This window comes from Streptomyces sp. NPDC094147, assembly GCF_044764265.1.
GTDB lineage: Bacteria > Actinomycetota > Actinomycetes > Streptomycetales > Streptomycetaceae > Streptomyces.
Genome location: NZ_JBIWHT010000045.1, coordinates 1 through 21,332 on the forward strand (window position 1 = coordinate 1; position 21,332 = coordinate 21,332).

Here is a 21,332-nt window from a genome sequence, read left to right on the forward strand (position 1 = left end):
CCTCACCGGAATGAGTCACCATCGCGATCTTCAGACGCGGCGTCCCCACCGCCTTGCCACCACCCGCCGACCCCGAACCCTTGTCCTCGGAACCCCTACCACCCGAGCTGCTGCAACCGGCCGTGAGCGCGATCGCCGCTATGCAGGCCGTGATCCCCACTGCCGCGCGGCCGCTACGCATACGTCCTCTATGCACGATGATTCCATCCTCTTCGCAATGATCTGACGCGGATTCCGCTGTCCGAAGGCCCCCGCCCATACCGCGCCGCGGCTTGCCCGAGCCGTCTCAACCGGCAGGAGACCAAGGGCTGTTCACGCTCTCGGACCGGTGTCAGCCGGCCGCGCCCACGCGGCTCTCGCTCTCGGCGCGTACCCGTTCGACGAAGTCGGCCAGCCGCGGCGCTTCGAACAGCGCGAGCACGGGCACCTCCGCGCCGACCGCCTTGCGCGTGCGGCTCATCACCTTCATGACCATCAGCGAGTGACCGCCGAGGGCGAAGAAGTCGTCACCGAGCCCGACCTCGGCGACCCCGAGCTCCTCCGCCCAGATGCCGGCCACCGTCGCTTCCAGGGAGCCCTCTTCGGGAACGTCCCGCATGAGGGCGGGGCCCACGTCCCTCACTGCCTCGCGGGCTTGTTCGAGCAGGGCCCGGCGGTCGGCCTTGCCGTTGGGGGTCAACGGCATACGGTCCACGATCCGCAGCGTATTGGGCACCATGTGGCTGGGCAGTCGGTCGGCCACGAACTTCCGGAGCACCTCGGTGTCCGGGCCGCCGGGGCGGACGGTGGCCCACGCCAGCAGTCGTGAGCCGACCGAGTCGCCGGTGTCAGTGGCGACGCAGGCGTCGATGACGTCCGGGTGGTCCTTGAGCGCCGCGCCGACCTCCCCCAGTTCGACGCGGTAGCCGCGGACCTTCACCTGCTCGTCGCGCCGCCCCACGTAGAAGAGCCGTCCGTCGGCGGTCGCGCGCGCCAGATCGCCGCTGTGGTAGGTGAGCCGGTGGTCATCCGGTCCCCAGGTCTGCGGGCGGAAGGCGCGTGCGGTGGCGTCGTCGTCGCCGAAGTATCCACGGGCCAGACCAGGGCCCGAGACCCAGATCTCGCCGGCCTCGCCCACCGGGGTCGGTGCGCCGTCCTCGTCCCGCAGCGAAACGGCCAGGTCCGGCAGCGCCACACCGATCGGGCTGCCCGCGCCGGCGGCCGCGTCCTGTGCCGTGATCCGGCAGTACGTGACGTGCACCGTCGTCTCGGTGATCCCGTACATGTTCACCACGCGCGGCTGGTCGTCACCCCTGCGGGCGAACCAGCCGCTGAGGGTGGCGGGGTCCAGCCGTTCGCCGCCGAGAATGATCAGCCGCAGGGCGTCGAGCGGGGCCGGCCGCTGCTCGTCCACGGCGGCGAGCGCCGCGAGCGCGGAGGGGGTCTGGCTCAACACGGTGACGGCTTCGCGGTCGATGAGCCCGAGCAACTCGTCGGGGGCACGGGCCTCGTCGTCCTCCACGACGACGAGACGGCCGCCGAACAGCAACGCCCCCCACATCTCCCAGACGGAGAAGTCGAAGGCGTAGGAGTGCAGCATCGTCCATACGTCGTCGGCGCCGAGGTCGTAGAGCGCCGCCGTCGTGGCCATCAGCCGTGTCACGTTGTGGTGCGTGATCTTCACACCCTTGGGGGTGCCGGTCGAGCCGGACGTGAACATCACATAGGCGAGGTCGTCGGGGCCCACCTCGACGCTCGCCGCCGGACAGTCCGCGTCGTCGTCCGCCTCGGCGAGCACGAGCGGGCCCGCGTGCCAGACCCGTACCCGGGCGGCGAGTTGGTCGTCGGTCACGATCACGCCGGCCCCGACCCGTTCGGCCAGGCTCGCCAGACGTGGGTCGGGGTAGCGCGGGTCGAGTGGCACGTAGGCCGCGCCCGCCATGAGCACTCCGAGGATCGCCGGTATGGACCGACATCGGGTCACGCACACCGGTACGAGATCACCCGGGCGTACGCCCGCCGCGACCAGACGCCCGGCGATGCGTCCGGCCAGGTCGTGAAGTTCCGCGTAGGACATCGAGGTGCCGCCTGCGGTGAGCGCGATGGCCCGGGGGCTGCTGGCGGCCTGGCGGGCGAACCAGGAGTGCAGCGTGCCGGCCGGCGCTTCGAGCTCTCCCATTTCACGCACACTGCTGTTTACTCCCGGCACAATTCCCCCATGGGTAGAACCTGTCTCGATGTCGGATTGCAGAGGATAGTAGAGGAACTCATCGTGCCATGGCGGCTTAAACCGTCGGACGCATGGCGTCTTTGTCCGGGTCCGTCCATGGCTGCCGCCGGCCTCGGGGCGGGCTTCTGTACCCGGCCGATGCGCGGCTCCCATAACGCAGGTTAATCACCCGACGCACGCTTGTCGCGTCAACGACGGTGTGAATTGTTACGCAGGGGTGTGAGCCACCCGACAACCTGGGGTTCTCCGCCGAACATATTTGACATCGGGCTCATACGCAGACATGAGCAAGGCGCGCCGAAACCCACCAAGCACGGCAATCCGTCCAAGCCGGTACAACACGTGCCGGACCCATGACTGCCAAAGCAGAAGCGGAATCATTCATACCGGTAGCTGGGGAATGCGGTGAACGGTCAGCTCAGCGAATGCCGGGCCTTTCTCGGCATGGATCCGGTGACGCCACGCATTGACCTGCGGCCCGCCGAATAAGCCAGGTTCCCGCCCCGGATCGCCTGCATCGGGGCGTGCCCGCTGACCGGTCACGAGGGTCGGATCCCAGCCATCCGCGCCGTCGGCGCCCCGGCCGCCCGGACCGGCCGCCGCAGTCCGGCCGCCCTTGTCCGCATCGGTCAGGACTCGCTCGCAACGGTCCAACTGTCCCTGTATGTCTGTGGTTTGAGCCGCATAAGGGGCGTCTGGGTGCTCCCCGGCACGGACAGCGTCGGCACGCCGGGAGGCCCTGCGGCACAAGGGGTTCGGCCACCGAAGACCCCCTCGTCACGGGCCCGCAGACAGGGTTCCACCTGTGCAGAGCGCGCTTCGGTGCCGTCCATGACGAATAGGTACTTTCGGTCGCTCCTACTACATAGGGCCCGAAAAATTAGGGTAGTCAAGGAAAATTGTTCGGGCTACACTCGATCGATCTCAGACACCTCCCGGCCATTTCCAATACACCGGGAGGGGTTGCCACGGGGGATGAGAGGGAGGGTACGTTTGCGCTGTCGCCGTTCTGCCTAGCTGTTTGTTCTGCTCACTGCCATGGCGCATGTGACGTCCAATACAGCTGCGATGCGCGGGCCGGTCGGCCTTTGCCGCCGGAAGTCGCCCTTAATGACGGGGAAATAGGGTGTCAGTGCAATCTGCAACGAATCCGCCGACGTCGGATTCGATGTCCGGAACCGGTCTCGGTAAGGAACTCACAGGTAGAGAGGGAGTTGTGGCCCTGACACGCCTGGCAATAGTCGGTGGCGGCCCTTATTGCACCTATGCAATGGAGCGCCTGGCCGCTTCGGTGGCCGCGCAGGAGGGCCCGGTCGAACTCGACATCCATGTCTTCGATCGCACCGGTCAGTTCGGCGCGGGCGCGGTGCACAGCCAATTGCAGGCGCCCACCAGTTTCCTCAACCGGATCGCCAGACATGTGTCCTTCGGCGCGGACGAAAGCGTCGAGGACGCGGGCCCGCTGCTCCCCGGGGCGCTCCGCCCCACCCTGTACGAATGGTGCCGGCGCAAGTACGAGGAGACCGCCGACCCCCGCTTCGACATCGAGCCGGACAGCTGGCCCAAGCGCTACCTGCATGGGCTGGCCCTGCGCGAGCAGTTCTCCGCCTACGTGGACCTCCTGCGCTCCCAGCCCTCGGTGACCGTGACGCTGCACCACCACGAGGTCGTCGATGTGGCGGACCTCACCGAACCGCCGGGTGTGCGGGGGCCGTTGGCCCTCACATCGGTCCCCGCCGGGGACGGAGGCGACGGCGCCGCCACCCGGACGGTCGTGGACCAGGTCCTGCTCCTGACCGGCCACTCCTACAACGACCCCATGCGTTCCGCGCGCACCCGGCACTGGGTCAAGTGCGCGCAGAGGGCGGCCGGTTCGGCCTTCGTACCCAGCGCCTATCCGCTGCGCGAACGGCTCACGCCGGACACGGCCGGGCCCGGACAGGTGGTCGGCTGCGCCGGGACCATGCTGACCGGGGTCGATGTCGTCCTGCACCTGACCGAGGGCCGCGGCGGCCGCTTCAAGCGGGCCACGACCGGTGAACTCCGCTATGTGCCCTCCGGGCAGGAGCCGCGTTCCATCGTCGCCTTCAGCGAGTCCGGCCTGTTCGCCTTCGCCCGGCCGCACGACGGCACCGGGCCCGGAGTGAAGAAGCCGAAGCGCAAGGGCGTCTTCCTCACTGTCGAGGCCGTGGACCTGCTGCGCGAGAACTTCGGGAGCGACCCGGTCCGGGTGGGCGAAGTGACGATCCGTCAACTTGACTACGAGCGCCACCTCTTCCCGCTCATCGTCGCCGAGATGTCGCTGCTCTACTACGAGTGTCTCTTCGGTGCCGACTTCGGCCGGCACCTCGCTCAGGCATCGGCCGCCGCACGCCGGGAGTTCCTCGGCCGGGCCGCGGGAACCGCGTCGGCACAGGACGCGGTCCGCCTGCTGACGCAGCCGGTCGAGCGCGGCGTGGCGGAGGCCGTCGACGCCCTTGAGTCCCTGCTCCTCGGCCGGTCGTCCGCCGCCTCGCTCCGCGCGGAGACGCGACCCTGGCCCTTCGACGCCCTGTTGCGGCGCTATGCCGAGGTGGTACTCGGCGAGGGCGCCTGGGAGCGCCTGGAAGCCGTTCTCGACGACCCCGCCCAAGTCGCCTCGACCGTCGCCGGTCTGGAGTCGCCGACCCGGCACGCCGTGCTTCCCTCGGGCAATCTGTTCTCCTGGGAGCGCACGCTCCAGCCGATCGCACCGAGCGATCAGACCTCACCCGAGCAGTACCGCAAGGCGATGGTCGAGTTCATGACGACCGATCACCTCTGGGCACGGCAGGGCACATTCGTCAATCCGGCCAAGACCGCCGCCGACGGTGTGTGGCGCGGGCTGCGTCCCGTCATCGTGCACGCCGTCAACTTCGGCGGCCTGCACGCCGACGCCCACCGCACCTTCCTCGGCACCTGGCTGCGCCAGCACAACCGGCTGGCGTACGGCCCGGTGCCGGACATCATGGAACGGATCCAGGCGCTCATCGAGCACGGGATCCTCGACGTGTCGGCGGGGCCCGGGGCCCGGGTGGACACCGACGGGGACTCCCTCGTCGTCACCGGCCCGCTCACCGGCGCGGTCCGCCCCGTCGACGTACTGGTCGACGCCCGGGTGCCCGCCTTCGACGCCTCGGCGGACATCGCCCCGCTCTATCCGAACCTGCTGCGCCGCGGTCTCGTACGCACGTGGCACAACCCGCACACCGGGGGCGGCGAGGGTTTCGAACCGGGCGGGCTCGATCTCACCGACGACTTCCGGGTGATTCGCCCGGACGGCTCGACCGACGACCGGATCTCCGTGCTCGGCCCCGCGATCGAGGGCCAGCGGTTCTTCCAGGGCGGGGCGCTGAAGCCGGACGCGAACCATCACGCCATGCGCAACGTCCTCTGCTGGCTGCGGACCTTCTGGCGGCAGGCCGACACCGGGGGCTGACCCGGCCCTTTCGCCGAACATCCCACCCGTATCCCACCTTTCAAGAGACGTCACTCGTCATGGACACCCAAACGAACGAGCACGCCCGGACCGACCTCACGGCCGGTGTGCACCACCCCATCGGACTGCACGCGCTGCGTCACCCCGACGCGTCCGCCGTGCACGAGGCCGCCACCGGACGCCGGCTCGGCTACCGCGAGTTGTGGAACCTGGCCGGCGCTGTCGCGGCCCGGCTGGCCGCCGCGGGCGTGCGCCCCGGCGACGCGTGCGGCATCGCCGTCGACCGCAGCGCCGACCTCGTGGTGGCCCTGCTCGCCGTGGCCCGCGCCGGAGCCTTCTACGTACCGCTGGACGCCGGGGCGCCGCTGCCGCGCACCGCGGCGCAGCTGGCCGACACCGCGGCCCGCGTACTCGTCGTCGCACCGGGGGAAGCCTCCCGCGCGCAGGCACTGGCGCCGGAGCTGCCCGTGGTCGAGGTGGTACGGGAGTGCTCCGATGACCCGATGGGCACGAGCCGTCCGAGCCGCGGCGAGGACCCGCTGTATGTGAACTTCACCTCCGGCACGAGCGGCATCCCCAAGGCGGTCGTCGTACCCCACCGGGCGGTGCGCCGCCTCGTCGACGCCCCCGTGTACTGCACCCTCGGGCAGGGCACACGGGTGGGCAACGCGGCCAACCCGGCCTTCGACGCGACCACGTTCGAGATCTGGGCGACCCTGACCGCCCGCGGCACCGTGGTGGTCCTGCCGCCCGTCGCCGCCGTCGGCCTGGACGGCTGGCTGGAGCTGCTGCGCGCCGAGCGGGTCGAGGCGCTGTTCCTCACGACGTCCCTCTTCCACATGATCGCCCACGAGCGGCCCGCCGCCCTGGGCTGCCTGGACACCCTGCTCGTGGGGGGCGAGGCGCTCACGCCCGGGGCCGCGCGCCGCGTGCTGGCGGCCGGGCCGCCGAACCGCCTGGTCAACGTGTACGGGCCGACGGAGGCCACCACCTTCGCCACGTACTACGACCTGACGCCCGACCGGCTCGACCAGGTGGACCGGGTGCCGATCGGCCACGCCATCCAGCAGACCACGCTCCAGGTGCTCGGCCCCGACCTGCTGCCCGTCCCGGACGGCGAGCGCGGCGAACTGTGCGTCGGCGGACCGGGCGTGGCGCTCGGCTACCTCGGCCGCCCCGAACTCACCACGGAGCGGTTCATCACCGTCCCGGGCCTCCCCGACGAGGGCACGCTCTACCGCACCGGCGACGTGGTCCGCAGGGGCCCGGAAGGCCGCCTGGAGATCTTCGGCCGCCTCGACCGGCAGGTGAAGGTGCGCGGCTTCCGCGTGGAGCTGGAGGAGATCGAGCGGGCGGCCGTCGCCACCGGGCTCACCGAGGCGGCGGTGGTCGAGAAGACGGGCGAAGGACCCTCCGCCGCCCTCGTCGGCTTCGTGCTGCCCGCGGACAGAGGGCCTGAACATGCCTTTGCGGCAGCGGAGTTGCAGTCGGCGCTCGCCGAGGTGCTGCCCGACTACATGCTGCCGACCCGGTGGACCGTCCTGGAGCAGCTGCCGCTCGGCCCCACCGGCAAGGTGGACCGCGCGGCCCTGCTCGCGGAGCTCGCGACGCGGCCGGAAGCCGTCGGCTCCGCAAGCGAGGAGCCGTCCGGGGCGGACGGGCCCGCCGGCCAGGTCCGGCGCCTGTGGTGCGAGGTCCTCCAGGTGCCCGACGCCCGCGACGGCGACAACTTCATCGAGCGCGGCGGCAACTCCATTCTCGCGATTCAGCTTTCGTCCCGCATCAGCGAGGCCGCCTCGGTCGAACTCGGCCCGGCGGACGTCCTGTTGGCAGCGGATCTGGCCGAACTGATCGACGCGGTGCGGCGCTCGGTCCCGGTCGGACGCTGACGGTTTTCTTGGGGGGACAGATGCGTGATCAGAACAGTCCGGTGCTCGACCGGCGCGGCGCGGCCGAGGCACCGCTGTCGGCGGCGCAGCAGAGCCTGTGGTTCATCGAGCAGGCCCGCCCCGGCACGGCCGCCTACAACGTGCCGCTGCTGCTGCGCTGGAACGAGCCGGTGGACACGGCCGCCCTGAGCCGGGCGCTGCTGCACCTGTCGGCCCGTCACGAGACGCTGCGCACCACGTACCGGACCAGCGGCGACCGGCCGGTGCAGCAGGTGGGCCCGCCGCGGCCGGTCGACGTCACGGTGAGCCGGCTCGCCGTCCGGCCCGGCCCCGACGAGCTCGCCGCCCACGCCCGAGCACCGTTCGACCTGGAGCAAGGGCCGCTGCTGCGCTGCCACGTGTGGCAGGGGGCGCCCGAGGGCGACACCGTATTGCTGACGATCCATCACATCGCCTTCGACGGATGGTCGCTTGCGACCCTCACGGACGACTTGCGCGAGGCGTACGACGCCGCTCTGGTCCGGGGGCCCGCGCCGTCGGGTGAACCGGCGGTGCAGTACGCGGACTTCGCCGTCTGGGAACTCGAATCCCGGGAGCAGCGCGACGTGGAGGACCGGGCCGCCCGGCGGGCCGGTGAGCTCGCCGATGCCGCCGCCTCACCGCTCTTCCCCGGCCGCGGCCCGCGCACCGAGGACATCCGCGCGGGCGGCCATCTGACCTTCCCGGTACCCGCCGGCCTGTGGGAGAGCACCGGCCGACTCGCCACCGAGCTGCGGGCCACGCCCTTCGTCGTGCTCTTCGCCGCCTTCCAGGAGGTGCTGCGCCGATGGTCGGGGGCGTCGGACTTCGTCGTCGGCACGGTCATGGCCAACCGGCCCAAGCCCGTCCTGGAAGGCGTGGTCGGCTGTTTCGTCAATACCGTTCCGCTGCGCTGCCGCCCGGAGGCGGACCTGACGTTCGAGGAACTGTGCCTGCGCTCGCGGACCGAGTCGTTCCGGGCGCTGGCCCACCAGGACCTTCCCTTCGACCGGCTCACCGCGCTGACGGCGGCGAAGCGGGGCACCGGCCGCGGACCGCTGGTGGAGGTCGCTTTCGGTGTGCAGAACATGCCGGCGCCCCGGACCTCGGGCCACCAGCGCTGGCAGCAGCCGGAGGTGCTGCCCACCGGCACCGCTCGGTACGACCTGCTGTTCCTGGTCGAGGACCGGGCCGACGGGGTGCTCGCCACCATCGAGTACGACCTCGCGCTGTGCTCCGAGGAGATGGCCGGGCAGTTCCGCGACGCCTATCTCGCGTTGCTCACCGCGGCCGTGCAGGCCCCGGGCACCGAGCTCCGCGCGCTCCCGCTGTCGAGCCGCCTGCCCGGCACCGCCGTCCCCGGCGTCCTCACCGGTCCCCGCCGCGACCTGAGCCGCACCGAGCCGCCCGCCGACCGCACCCTGCTCGACCTGATCGCGGCCCGGCTCGCCCAGGACCCGCACGCCATCGCCGTCCGCTCGGGCGAGGCCGGACTCAGCCGGGCCGAGCTCGACGACTGGTCCTGGTCCGTCGCCGCCCGCCTGGACTCCGGCGGCGTCTTCCCCGTCCTCGCAGCGCGCGGCCCCGCCCTGGTGGCGGGCTGGCTGGGAGCCCTGCGCGCGGGCGGCGCATACGTACCGCTGGGCCTGGACACACCGGTCGAGCGCCTGGAGTACGTACTCGGCGACCTGGGCCACCCCGTCGTCCTCGCCGACGAGGCGGGGGCCGAGGTGCTCCGGAAGATGGACTGCGACGTACACGTGCTGGACCTGACCGCGCTGCGGCACGGCCCCCGCGGCGAACGCCGCTCCCCCGCGCCCGCCGGTCAGGACACCGCCGTGGTCATCTACACCTCGGGCACCACCGGCCGGCCCAAAAGCGTCCCGGTACCGCACCGCGGGCTCGCCAACACGGTGCTGTGGTGGGCCGAGGACTCCCAACTGAGCTCGGACGACCGGCTGTTGTGCGTGGTGGGCACCTCCTTCGACCCGGCCACCTTCGAGACGTTCCGCGCGCTGGTCTCGGGCGCCGAACTCGTCTACGCCGACGACGTGGAGCGCAAGGACGGCCGGGCTCTGCTGCGGCTGCTGCGCACCAGCACGGTGGTGTCCATGACGCCCGGACTGCTGCGCGCGGCGCTGGACGCCGAGGACGACGAACGGGACGAACACCCCGCGTCCACCGACGGCCACCCCGCGTCCTGTCTGCGGCTCGTCTACCTGGGCGGCGAGAAGCTCACCCGCGCGCTCGCCGTGGAGTGCGCACGGCGCTGGAACGTTCCGCTGCGCAATGTCTACGGGCCCACCGAGGTGTCCTGCACCAGCCTGTCGGCACCGGTCGACCCCGACGACCCACAGGCGCCACCGATCGGCCTGCCGGTGTGGAACACCCGGGCCTATGTGCTCGGGCCCGCCGGGGAGGAGCTGCCGCCCGGCGTGCCCGGCGAGCTGCACCTCGCGGGAGCCGGGGTCTCCCGGGGCTATCTCGGCCGCCCCGAGCTCACGGCGCAGGCGTTCGTACCGGACCCGTTCGCCCCCGCGGACGAGCCGGACGCCCGGATGTACCGGACGGGTGACCGCGTGGTGGTGCGCGGCGACGGGCTGATCGAGTACCTCGGCCGAGCCGACGACCAGGTGAAGATCCTCGGCAACCGGATCGAGCCCGCCGAGGTCGCGGCCCTCCTGGAGGAGCAGCACAACACGGTGCTGGCCGCCGCGGTCGCCGCCGAGGGCGACCCCGAGCGCCTGGTGGCGTACGTGGTGCTGGCCGGCCCCGGCGCTGCGCCGAGCCATGACGAACTGGTCCGGCCGCTGCTGCGCTGGCTGCCCGCCGCGGTCCTGCCCGGCGCGGTCCATGTGGTGGACGCGCTGCCCATGACCGTGCACGACAAGACGGACTTCCGGGCGCTGCGCGCGCTGCGCGGCGCCCCGCTGCCGCGCGCCGAGCGGCGGGCGGCCGTCCTCGATGAGGCGCAGCGGTGGGCGAGCGAGCGGTTCCTGTCGGCGCTGGCCGCCGACGGCCGACTCGACGCCTTCCCGCAGGCGGCGTCGGCGGGGCCGCTCTCGCCCGACGACGACTTCTTCGCGCTTGGCGGGCACTCGCTGCTGGCCGTGCGGATGCTCGCCGCCATCGAGCGCGAGGACGGCGGCGCGCCCATGCTCGGGGCCTTCCTCGCACAGCCGACCGTGGCCGGGCTCGCCCGGCTGCGCGACACGGCGCGCGGCGGGAAGCGTGGGCCGGAGGCGCCGCCGGAGCGGCACGACGGCCGCCACCCGGCGACCCCGATCCAGCAGCGCATGCTGTTCCTGGACCGGCTGGCCGGCCAGCGCGCCGCCTATCTGGCGCCCACCGTCGTGGAGTTCACCGGTGCGGTCGACCGGCAGGCGCTGGCGCGAGCTCTCGGCCACGTCCTCGGACACCACCCCGCGCTGCGCTCCAGGTTCGCCCTCGACCGCGACACCAGACAGGTCTTCTACACGACCGACCAGACCGCCCCCGAGGTGGTGGTGCGCGACCGCACCGGGCAGGGCGAGGAGTGGCTCACGGAGGGGCTGCGGGAGTTCTGCTGGACGCCGTTCGACCTCTCGAAGGACGCTCCGGCCCGCGCGGAGATCGCCGCGGTCGGCGACCGGACGGTGCTGGCCCTGGTGTGCCATCACATCGTGACCGACGGCTGGGCCCAGCAGCTTCTGCTGCGGCAGCTGGGCGAGGCGTACCGGGCGGTCGTGGCGGGCCGGCGGCCCGAGCTGCCCCCGGCGGTCCACCCTGCCACGCTGCCCGACGGCTGGGCCGCGCTGGACGCCACCGAGCGCGCCGGGCGCACCGAGGCACTGCTCGCGCGGCTGCGCGGAGCGCCCACCGACATCGCGCTGCCGCGTGACCGCGCGCGTACGTCCGCGCAGGACACCGCGGCGCACAGCCGCACCGTCCGGCTGCCGGCGGCGACGAGTTCCGGCCTGCGCGCGGTGCTGGCCGCGGCGGGCGCCACCACCTCGATGGCCGCGCCCGCGCTGCTGGCCGCGGTGCTCGCGCAGTCGGGCGCCCAGCGCGACTTCCTCTTCGCCTTCCCGTGGGCCGGCCGGGAGACCGCCGCCGCAACCGAGGCGGTGGCCATGCTGATCAGGACGCTGGTGCTGCGGGTCGACCTGCGGGCCGTCCCCACCTGGCGCCAGCTCCTGTCGGCGGTGAGGCAGGAGAGCCTGACGGGCTACGGGTACGCGGACGTCCCCTTCGAGGCACTCGTGGCCGCTCTGGACCCCGGCCGGGGCCTGGGCCGCCCGCCCGTCACCCCGGTCCTGGTGACCACCGTGACGGGACCGCCGGCGGTGCCCGACCTCGGAGGCGGGGTGCGGGCGAGGCAGCTGCCGCCGCCCGGTCTGCGCATCAAGTACGAACTGGAACTGACACTGCGGGACACCGACGACCACATCGAGCTCGAACTGGCCGGTGCGACGGCCCTGTTCGACCGGCCGACCGTGGACGGCCTGGTGAGCAGGCTCGCGCGGGCCGCGGACCTGCTGGCCGCCCACCCGGACGCCTCGGTCCTCGATCCGCACCCCGCGCCCGAGGGCGCACACGCCGAACAGCCCGAAGCGGGCCCGGAGACTGGAGAAGAACAGCGATGACGGATCCGATCGAGGACATACGACGGATCTGGAGCACGGTGCTGGGCACCGAGGTCCAGGACACGGACGTCAACTTCTTCGACGCGGGCGGCCATTCGCTGCTCGTGATGGTGCTCCAGGAGCACCTGGAGGAGCTCGTGGGGCGGGAGATCGCTCTGGAGGACCTCTTCGAGCACCCGACCGTCCGTGCGCAGGCCGCCCTGCTCGCCGCCGGGCCCGGCGGCGCCGCTCCGGTCGAGGCGGGCCTCGGCGCGCGGACCCGCTCGCAGCTGCTCGGCCGCAACCGCTCCGACGTCTCCAAGGAGTGTTGATGAGCCGCGCGACGGACATCGCGGTGGTCGGCGTCGGCTGCCGCTTCCCCGACGCCCCCGACCAGGACGTCTTCTGGACCAACCTGGTGTCGGGGAACGTATCGACGCGTGAGCAGTCCGAGGAGCGGCTACGGGCCACCGGCCTGTCCGAGGCAGAGCTGCAGGATCCCTCCTTCGTACCGGTCGCCGCGACCGTGCCGGACGTGGATCTGTTCGCCGCCGAGTTCTTCGGTTACTCACCCGCCGAGGCCGAGCTCATCGACCCCTCCCAGCGCCTCTTCCTCGAAGTCTGCTGGGAGGCGCTGGAATCCGCCGGGCACGCACCCGCCACCACCGGTACGGGACCCGTCGTCGGCGTGTTCGCCAGCGGCGGCCCCAGCCCCTACACGGTGGCCCTGCAGGCGGTCCGGCTGCGGGAGGGCGGGCTCGCCGCCGCGGTCGACGACCTGGACCTCACACTCGGCGGGACGTCCGACTTCCTGGCCTCGCGGGTCGCGTACAAGCTGGGCCTGCGCGGCCCCTCCGTCGGTGTGCAGACGGCGTGTTCGTCCTCTCTCACCGCGGTGCACTATGCCGTCCTGAGCCTGCTGTCCGGCGAATGCGATCTGGCCGTCGTCGGCGGCGCGGCCGTCAGCGACCCGCTGGTCGGCTACGCCTACCAGCCCGGCGGGGTGATGTCCGAGGACGGGCAGTGCCGCCCCTTCGACGCCCGGTCCACGGGCACCGCCGCGGGAGCGGGCGCGGGAGCCGTGGTGCTGCGCCGCCTCACGGACGCGCTCGCCGACGGCGACCGGGTGCTGGCGGTGGTACGCGGCAGCGCGGTCGGCAACGACGGATCGATGCGCTCCGGCTTCACCGCCCCCAGCGCCACGGGGCTCGCCGGAGTGGTCGCCGGGGCACTCGCGGTGGCGGACAGCGCGCCGCACACCTTCCGGTACGTCGAGGCACACGGCTCGGGCACCCAGCTGGGCGACAGCCTCGAACTCCGCGGTCTCACCGAGGGGTTCCGCGCCGCGGCCCAGAGCGCCGGCACGCCGCAGCCGAGCCCCGGCGGGTGCGCGCTGGGCTCGGTGAAGGCCAACATCGGCCACGCCGGGTGGGCGGCCGGCATCGCCGGGTTCATCAAGGGCGTACACGTCGCGCACACCGGCGTGCTGCCGCCGCACCCGTCCTTCGAGCACCCCCGCGACCCGGGCGTGCTCGCCGACAGCCCGTTTCGCGTGCCCACCGAAGCGGCGCCCGTCGACGGCGGCGACGAGTGGCACGTCCTGGTCAACTCGATGGGTCTCGGCGGCACCAACGCCAGTGTCGTGCTCGCCCCGCCGCCGGCTCCCACCCGCCCGGCGGCACCGGACACCGACCGGGTGCGCCTGGTCGTGTCGGCACGCAACCGCACCGAACTGGATGCGCTGTCCCGCCTGTTGGCCGACCGACTCGACGCCGGCGCCCCCGCCGGGGACGTGGCCCACACCCTGCGGGTCGGCCGCCGCTCGTTCGCCGAGCGCCGGGTCGTGACGGCTGCCCCGGACCGGCTCGCCGCCGCGCTGCGCCTGCCGCGTCCGCCGTACGCACGCACCGTGCGGGCCACCTCCCGCAAGGTCGTGCTGGTCGCGGGCGACGCCGTACCGGCGAAGTTCCTCGACCACTTGGTGAAGGTGTTCAACGGCCGGGCCGAGGTGGTCGCCGCGGCGCCCGCGGCGGCCGCGGACACCCACGTCCTGCGGCTGTCCGCCGACGCCGCCGACGGCGAGGGGCAGTTGCTGGTGCTCGGCCCGCAGGGCATGCCCGATCCGGACGTCGTGGACGAGGCCGTGACCACGGCCTGGCTGCACGGCGGCGAGGTCGACTGGGCCTACGCCGCGCGCGGCGCCCGCGGGCGCCGGCTCGCCCTGCCCACCTATCCCTACGAGCGGCGCCGTCACTGGGCCCTCGACCACGTCGACCTGCGCGCCGCCCCGGTGCGCGAGGCCCCGGCCGAATCGGCGGCCGGCCGCCCGGCGGGCTCCGACACCGTGGAGGACGTGCTCCTCGGCATCTGGGCCGAGTTGTTCGGCACCGCGTCGATCGGTCTCGACCACGAGTTCGGCGCGCTCGGCGGAACGTCCCTGCTTGCGGTCCGGATGGGCCTGGAGATCCACGCGCGGCTCGGCGTCCTGGTCAATCTGCACCGCGTCGGCGGCAGCCGGGCCACCGTGCGCAAGCTGGCCGCCACCGTGCGGGCCGGACGGACCGCCCAGGAGGCGGCGCCCGCCGACGAGCAGATCGCGGACGGCGAGGGCGGCCTCGTCGACGCCGATCTCGCCCTGCCCCTGGGCGAGTTGGCGCCGGGACCCGCCCCAGGCACCGACGTGCTGCTCACCGGGGCCACCGGCTTCCTCGGCGCGTTCCTCCTGCACCAGTTGCTGACCACGACGACGCGCCGCGTGTACTGCCTGGTGCGGGCCGACGGGGAAGCCGAGGGCGAACAGCGGCTGCGCGCCGCCGCGGCCTCCTACGGGCTGCCCGCGCCGGACCCGGACCGCATCCGGGTGGTGACCGGCGACCTGCGCGAGGTGGACAAGGTCTGCGCCGACTACCGGGACGGCGAACTCGCCCGGCGCGTCGGCCACGTCCTGCACTGCGCCGCACGGGTCGTGTTCACCGAGCCGTACAGCGAACTGCGCGAGGACAACGTGCTGCCCACCCTCGCTCTGCTGCGCTGGGCGCGGCAGTACGGGGTGCGGGAGTTCAGCTTCGTCTCCTCGCTGGCGGCGACCGGCCCGGCGCTGGGCTCAGACGGCCGGACGCTGGAGAGCCGCGAGCAGCCGCTCGACCCGGCCCAGGGGGGCTACGGCGTCGGCAAGTGGGTCTGCGAGCGGCTGCTTGAGCGCGCCGAGCCGGACGGCATGCGGGTGCGCGTCTTCAGGCCCGGTCTGATCCTGGGCTCCACCGCCGACGGCGCCTGCAACCCCAAGGACATGCTGTGGCGGATGCTGGCCGCCGGTCTCGCCGCGGGGGCGCATCCCGAGGACGACCGGCCGATGCCGATGGCACCCGTCGATCTCGTGGCGCGGGCCGTGGTCGACCTCGCGTTCACACCCGGTGCGGCCGGTCGGGCCTTCCACCTGGTGGGCCCCGAAGGCTTCGGCGCACAGCGGCTGTTCGCGCTGCTGGGCGAGAGCGGGCTGCCCACCGAGCGACTGAGCCGCGCCGGCTGGCTGACCGCGGTGGCCGACCGGGCCCGCGCCGGCGACAACGAAGTGCTGGCCAGCATGGCGCTCTACGACCTCGCCGACCACGAGGGCGCCGACGGCGTGGTGGAGGCCGAGGCCTGGCGGTCCTGGCTGGCCGCGGGCGGACACAGCCCGGTGCCCACCGGGGAGCTGCTGCGCGCCGCGCTGCGGCACCTGTGCGCCAAGGACCCGGCCTATCTGGAACTCCTCGGGCAGCACTTCGCACCCGACCTTGATGCAGAAGTGAGGATGACGTGACAGAACGAGAACAGCCCGATCTGCTCGCCGTGCTGGGCGGCGGGGTCATGGGCGTCGGCATCTCCGCGCTGGCACTGGGCCACGGCGTCCCGGTGGTGCTCGTCGACGTGGACGGCGCCGCGCTGGAGCGGGCCGCCGCGGCCGTGCCGCTGCGCATCCGCCAGGGGCAGCTGCTCGGCAAGCTGCCGCGCGGCGCCGAGGTCCCGAAGCTGGTGACCACCGCCTCGCTGGAGGAGGTGCGCCACGCCACGGCCGTCGTGGAGGCCGTGGTGGAACTGCCCGCGGTGAAGGCAGAGGTCCTCGGCGAGGTGTCCCAACTGGTCGCCCCCGGCACGCCGTTGGTGACGAACACCTCCGGCATCCCGGTGGACGAGCTCGCCGGGCACACCGTCCGCCCCGCCGATGTGCTCGGGGCGCACTTCATGAACCCGCCGTACCTGATCCGCACCGTCGAGGTGATCCAGGGCCCGCGCACCTCCGCGGCCGCGCTCGGCCGGACCCTGGACCTGCTCACCGCCCTCGACCGCGAGTCGATCGTGGTGGGGGACGGTCCGGGCTTCGTGATCAACCGCGTACTCCAGCGGATGATCAACGAGTCCGCCCGGATCGTGCAGGAGGGCCTCGCCTCCCACGAGGACGTCGACGCGCTGTTCCGGGGCTGCCTCGGCCACTCGACGGGGCCGCTCGCCACCGCCGACCTGATCGGCCTGGACAACGTCGTGGACAGCCTCCGGGTCCTCCACGACCGCACCGGCGACGCCGGGTACGCACCGTGCGACCTGCTGCGCGGCAAGGTCGACGCGGGCGACTTCGGCCGCAAGACGGGGCGCGGCTTCTATTCGTACGAATCCTGACCCCACCACCGACGTCCCTTCGGGACCCCTGACCGAGAGGCCTCTGATCACCATGACCACCACCGAATCCGCCCAGCCGACCGCCGCCGAGATCGAGTCCGAGCTGCTCTCCTTCCTGGAGGGCCGTGCGAAGGTGGCGGTCGCCGCCGACACCGACCTGTTCGCCTCGGGCGCGGTCACCTCCCTGTTCTCCCTGGAACTGGTCGTCCACGTGGAGACCACGTACGGCGTGGCCGTCCTGGGGGACGAACTGTCGATGGACAACTTCCGCAGCGTGCAGGCCATGGTGGGACTCATCGGACGGCTGCGTGCGACGGACGGGCTCTCCCATGAGTGAGGCCCGTGAGCAGGCGGCCGCCCTGGCCACGGGGCTCGCCGAGGGCCGCGCAGAGCAGTGGGACCACAGCGCGGAGCTGCCGCGCGAGGTGATCCGCGAGCTCGGCGCCAAGGGCGTGCTCTGCGCCGATGTGCCCGAGCAGTTCGGTGGTCTGGGCCTGAGCAGCCTCGACAACGGGCAACTGATCGCCACCACCGGCGAGGCGTGCAGCTCGCTGCGCAGCGTGATGACGTCGCAGGGCATCGCCGCCTGGACCGTGTCCCGGTTCGGTTCGGCGGAGCAGCGGGCCGAGTTCCTGCCCCGGCTCACGTCCGGCGAGAGCGCGGGCGTGGCGCTCAGCGAACCCGGGGCGGGCAGCGACCTGGCCGCCATGACCACCGAGATCACCCGCGAGGGCGACTCGATCACCGTCCGGGGTGAGAAGGCCTGGGTGACGGGGGCGTACTACGCCTCGCTGCTGGTGGTCTTCGGCCGGTTCGGCGGCGGCGCCGCGATGGCCGTGGTGCCGGCCGACGCACCCGGGGTGAGCATCGAGCGCGTCCCCGACCCGCTGGGCTGCCGCGCGGCCGGGCACTCCACGGTGCGCCTGGACGGCGTGCGGCTGCCCGCGTCGCATCTGCTCGGCGGCGCGGGCCTGCCGGTGACGATGCTGGCGACGTCCCCGCTCACCCACGGCCGGATCTCGGTGGCCTGGGGCTGCGTGGGCATCATGCGGGCCTGCCTGCGCGCGGCCGTACGCCACAGTGCCCGGCGGGAGAGCTTCGGCAGCCCGCTGTCCGAGCACCAGCTGATCCGGCGTCATATAGCCGAGCTGCACGCGGGCGAGCGCACCTCGACACTGGCCTGCGAGCGGGCCAGCGAGGACTGGGACGCCAAGCGGCCCCAGCACACGACGGCGGCCGTGCTGGCCAAGCACGTGGCCGCGGGGCACGCGGCACGCGGCGCGGCGAGCGCCGTCCAGGTCCTCGCCTCGGCCGGGGCCCGGAACTCGCACGTGGTGGCCCGCGCCTATCGGGACGCCAAGCTGATGGAAGTCATCGAAGGAAGCAACGAGATCAGCCAACTGCTGCTTGCCGACGAGGCATTGACGGTGTGGGCATGACGACACGGGACGGGCGGGGCGGCGAGATCGGCATCGGTGCCATCCACTGTCTGCTGCCGGACGAGCGGATGAAGGTGGGCGATCTGCCCGAGACGGGGCTGCTCGCCCGTGAGGAGGCCGAGTTCGCCCGGGACTCCGGCGTGGAGACGGTGGGCGTCTTCGAAGGGCGGGCCACCGCCCCTCTGGCGGCCGAGGCGGTGCGCGGGCTCGGCCTCGGCGCCGCCGCCTCGCCGGACCTGCTGATCCTTGTCAGCCCCCGCTCGCCGGACGTGTTGCTCGGTTCGGACGTCGGCCAGGTGCAGGCCGAATCCGGGCTCGCCGGGACGTTCTCCTTCACCGTGGACGGCCTGGGCTGCACCGGCTCCAGCGCGGCGTGGGCGCTGGCCCGCGACCTGCTGGTGGCCGACCCCGGCCGCGAGAGCGCCGTGATCGCGCACGCCAGCCGCCCCACCGGGGCCGACCGGGTGCGCTACCCGGTCACGGTGATCGGCGACGGCGCGTACGCCATGACCATGGTGCGCGGCGGCCGTCCGGTGCTGCGGGCCCACCGGATGGAGAGCGACGGGTCCTTCCACGACCTGTTCCGCGTCGACTACAAGTCCGCCCCCTGGTACGAGTGGCGGGAGGAGTGCCAGTCCGCGGACCGGTACCGGTTCGAGCTGGCCCTGCACAGCAGGCAGCGCCTGGGCCGGCTGGTCCAGGAGACGCTCGCCGACGCCGGGATCGGCAAGCAGGACGTCGCCGCGACCCTGATGCAGAACGTCACCGCCGGGGCCTTCGAGTTCTACGAGTCCCTGCTCGGCCTGCCCATCCACCAGGTCTGCCGGCTCCACCTCGCGGAGTACGGCCACCTGGGGGCCATGGACGTCGTGCTGAACCTCCAACGGCTGCTCGCCGAGGGCGGGTTGAAGCGCGGCGACCACGTCCTCGTCCTGAACAACAGCCCGGTCGCCGCCTGGGCCGCCACACTCTGGGAGATCTGACGATGTCGCACACCGCAGCAGAGCCGGCTTCGAGCGCGGCCGCCGCACCCCTGGTCAAGTGCCTGGTCTGGGACCTGGACAACACCCTGTGGCGCGGCACGCTCCTTGAGGACGAAGAGGTCGAGGTGACCGAGGAGATCCGGCGCACCGTGGTGGAGCTGGACGCGCGGGGCATCCTGCAGTCCGTCGCCAGCCGCAACGACCACGACCACGCCTGGGCGCGCCTTGAGAAGCTCGGCCTCGCCGAGTACTTCGTCCTGCCGCAGATCGGCTGGGGCCGCAAGTCGGACTCGGTGCGCGCCGTCGCGGAGCAGCTCCAGTTCGCCGAGTCGGTGATCGCCTTCATCGACGACCAGCCCGCCGAGCGCGCCGAGGTCACCCACGAACTGCCCGCGGTCCGCACCTACGAGGCCGAGCGGGCGCTGGAGCTGACGGGTCTGGCGGAGTTCAGCCCCGCGCAGGTGACCCAGGACGCGGCGAGCCGCCGCGCGATGTACCAGGCCGGCTTCCAGCGCGAGCAGGCCCGCGAGGAGCACGCCGGTTCCAGCGAGGAGTTCCTGCGCTCGCTCGACCTTCGCCTGGTCGTCGACCACGCGCGGGACGAGGACCTCGCCCGGGTCGAGGAACTGACCCTGCGCACCAGCCAGATGAACGCGACCGGGGTGCACTACTCGGACGCCGATCTGCGCGCCCTGCTCGCCGACCCGGACCACGACGTGCTCGTCATGAGCCTGTCCGACCGCTTCGGCAGCCACGGCGCCGTCGGCGTGATGCTGATTGAACGCGGCAGCACGCTGTGGCACCTCAAGCTCCTGGCCACGTCGTGCCGGGTGGTCTCCTTCGGTACCGGCGCGACGGTCCTGCGCTGGCTCATCGGTCAGGCCCACCGCGCCGGGGTGCACCTGAGGGCGGACTTCCGCGCCACCGATCGCAACCGGATCATGGAAGTGGCGTACCGGTTCGCCGGATTCAGCCGGCAGCCGTGCGCGGACTGCGGACCGGTCACCGACTCCGACATCCAGCAGCTCCACCTCGTGCCCACCGCGCAGGACGTGTCGGCCACCATGCGGGTCACCGCCCCGACGCTCGGCGCGGCCCGGATCCACTCCGTCCACGAGTGCTACGGCTACCGCGTCGAGTGCTCGTACGACATCGCGGCGCGCGGCGTGGTGCGGGACTTCTTCGGCCCGGCGCTGGACCAGGATGCCCCGACCGGCGCCCACACCCGCGTCGTGCGGCTCGGCTTCTCGGTGCAGGACGGCCCGCAGGTCGAGCCCGAGAACCCGCCGCACAACCTGGAGGTGATGACGGGCGACCCCATCGTGATCGACACGGCCAGCTCCCGCTGCGTGTTCGACCCGGGGCCCCTGTCCGGTGAACTCACCCTGGCGCGGGCCGACTTGGAGAGCTCGGCCGTATGGGGCCGCTGGATCCTCGAACGGCTCTTCCTGTACGTCATCTGCCGCTCGCCGCGCAGCTACCCGCTGCACGCCGGGGCCGTCGAGGCCGACGGGCGGGTCGCCGTCCTGACGGCCGCGGCCGGGGTGGGGAAGTCGACGTTCACGTACTGGGCGCTGCACCGCGGGGCGCGCCTGGTGGGCGAGGACATCCTGGCCAGGAACATGGACGAGCCGGGCGGCGTGCTGTGGGGCTATCCGCGCGCGCTGTACCTGACGCCGGAGATGATCGCCCGCAGCACGGCGCTCCAGGACGCGGCCGCCGCCGCCATCGAGGGCGGCGCCAAGTGCCGGGTCACCGTCCCCCAGGCGCTGGAGGACCGGCTGCTGTCCCGGGCCCGACCCTCGTGCCTGGTCTTCCTGGTCCGGGGCGAGGGCGGCGCACCGCGCGAGCTGAGCATCGCCGAGGCGCTGGACCGCTGCCGCGAGGACTATGCGACCGCGAAGAGCGACGAGGAGCTCGCCGCCGTGGAGGAGGACTTGCGCGCGCTCCTGGCGGGGCTGCCGCTCTGGGAGTTCGAGGTCTCCGAGGACCTGGACGAGAGCTACGACCGGCTGCACGCGGCCCTCACCGCCCTGCCGACGGGACCCGCCGAGTGACCGGCTCCGCCGCGCGCACC

The 21,332-nt window shown here is 72.8% G+C and carries 11 protein-coding genes; 10 read left to right on the forward strand and 1 reads right to left on the reverse strand.

What is annotated here, in order from left to right; all coding sequences use genetic code 11:
* Positions 1-331 precede the first annotated feature (331 nt).
* A complete protein-coding gene (locus tag ACIQ8J_RS33490; RefSeq protein WP_403277528.1) occupies positions 332-2,158 on the reverse strand; it encodes an amino acid adenylation domain-containing protein in 1,827 nt (608 codons plus the stop codon).
* Positions 2,159-3,377: 1,219 nt separating this feature from the next.
* On the opposite strand from ACIQ8J_RS33490, the gene ACIQ8J_RS33495 reads away from it, so the two are divergent.
* Genes ACIQ8J_RS33495 through ACIQ8J_RS33540 form a run of 10 tightly spaced genes read left to right on the forward strand, consistent with a single transcriptional unit; the run spans position 3,378 to position 21,312 of the window.
* The gene (locus ACIQ8J_RS33495; RefSeq protein ID WP_403277529.1) at positions 3,378-5,666 is read left to right on the forward strand and encodes an FAD/NAD(P)-binding protein; all 2,289 of its coding nucleotides are present in this window, start codon (positions 3,378-3,380) and stop codon (positions 5,664-5,666) included.
* 59 nt (positions 5,667-5,725) lie between these two features.
* The gene (locus ACIQ8J_RS33500; protein ID WP_403277531.1) at positions 5,726-7,555 is read left to right on the forward strand and encodes a non-ribosomal peptide synthetase; all 1,830 of its coding nucleotides are present in this window, start codon (positions 5,726-5,728) and stop codon (positions 7,553-7,555) included.
* Between the two features lie 20 nt (positions 7,556-7,575).
* Positions 7,576-12,198, forward strand: a complete 4,623-nt coding sequence (locus ACIQ8J_RS33505; RefSeq protein ID WP_403277532.1) for an amino acid adenylation domain-containing protein — start codon at positions 7,576-7,578, stop codon at positions 12,196-12,198.
* Positions 12,195-12,509: an acyl carrier protein gene (locus ACIQ8J_RS33510; RefSeq protein ID WP_403277533.1), complete on the forward strand. Its 315-nt coding sequence runs from the start codon at positions 12,195-12,197 to the stop codon at positions 12,507-12,509. Before ACIQ8J_RS33505 ends, ACIQ8J_RS33510 begins: the two co-directional genes overlap by 4 nt.
* Positions 12,509-15,979, forward strand: coding sequence for a thioester reductase domain-containing protein (locus ACIQ8J_RS33515; protein ID WP_403277534.1), 3,471 nt, complete (start codon positions 12,509-12,511; stop codon positions 15,977-15,979). Before ACIQ8J_RS33510 ends, ACIQ8J_RS33515 begins: the two co-directional genes overlap by 1 nt.
* Positions 15,976-16,833, forward strand: a complete 858-nt coding sequence (locus ACIQ8J_RS33520) for a 3-hydroxyacyl-CoA dehydrogenase family protein (protein ID WP_403277535.1) — start codon at positions 15,976-15,978, stop codon at positions 16,831-16,833. The genes ACIQ8J_RS33515 and ACIQ8J_RS33520 overlap by 4 nt, the downstream gene beginning before the upstream one ends.
* 52 nt (positions 16,834-16,885) lie before the next feature.
* Positions 16,886-17,170, forward strand: a complete 285-nt coding sequence (locus ACIQ8J_RS33525) for a phosphopantetheine-binding protein (protein ID WP_403277536.1) — start codon at positions 16,886-16,888, stop codon at positions 17,168-17,170.
* Positions 17,163-18,272 (forward strand): acyl-CoA dehydrogenase family protein, encoded by a 1,110-nt coding sequence (locus tag ACIQ8J_RS33530; protein ID WP_403277538.1) that lies wholly within the window; start codon positions 17,163-17,165, stop codon positions 18,270-18,272. The genes ACIQ8J_RS33525 and ACIQ8J_RS33530 overlap by 8 nt, the downstream gene beginning before the upstream one ends.
* On the forward strand, positions 18,269-19,255 hold the full coding sequence (locus ACIQ8J_RS33535) for a 3-oxoacyl-[acyl-carrier-protein] synthase III C-terminal domain-containing protein (protein WP_403277539.1): 987 nt from the start codon (positions 18,269-18,271) through the stop codon (positions 19,253-19,255). Before ACIQ8J_RS33530 ends, ACIQ8J_RS33535 begins: the two co-directional genes overlap by 4 nt.
* Before the next feature lie 2 nt (positions 19,256-19,257).
* Positions 19,258-21,312, forward strand: a complete 2,055-nt coding sequence (locus ACIQ8J_RS33540; RefSeq protein WP_403277540.1) for an HAD-IIIC family phosphatase — start codon at positions 19,258-19,260, stop codon at positions 21,310-21,312.
* Positions 21,313-21,332 lie beyond the last annotated feature (20 nt).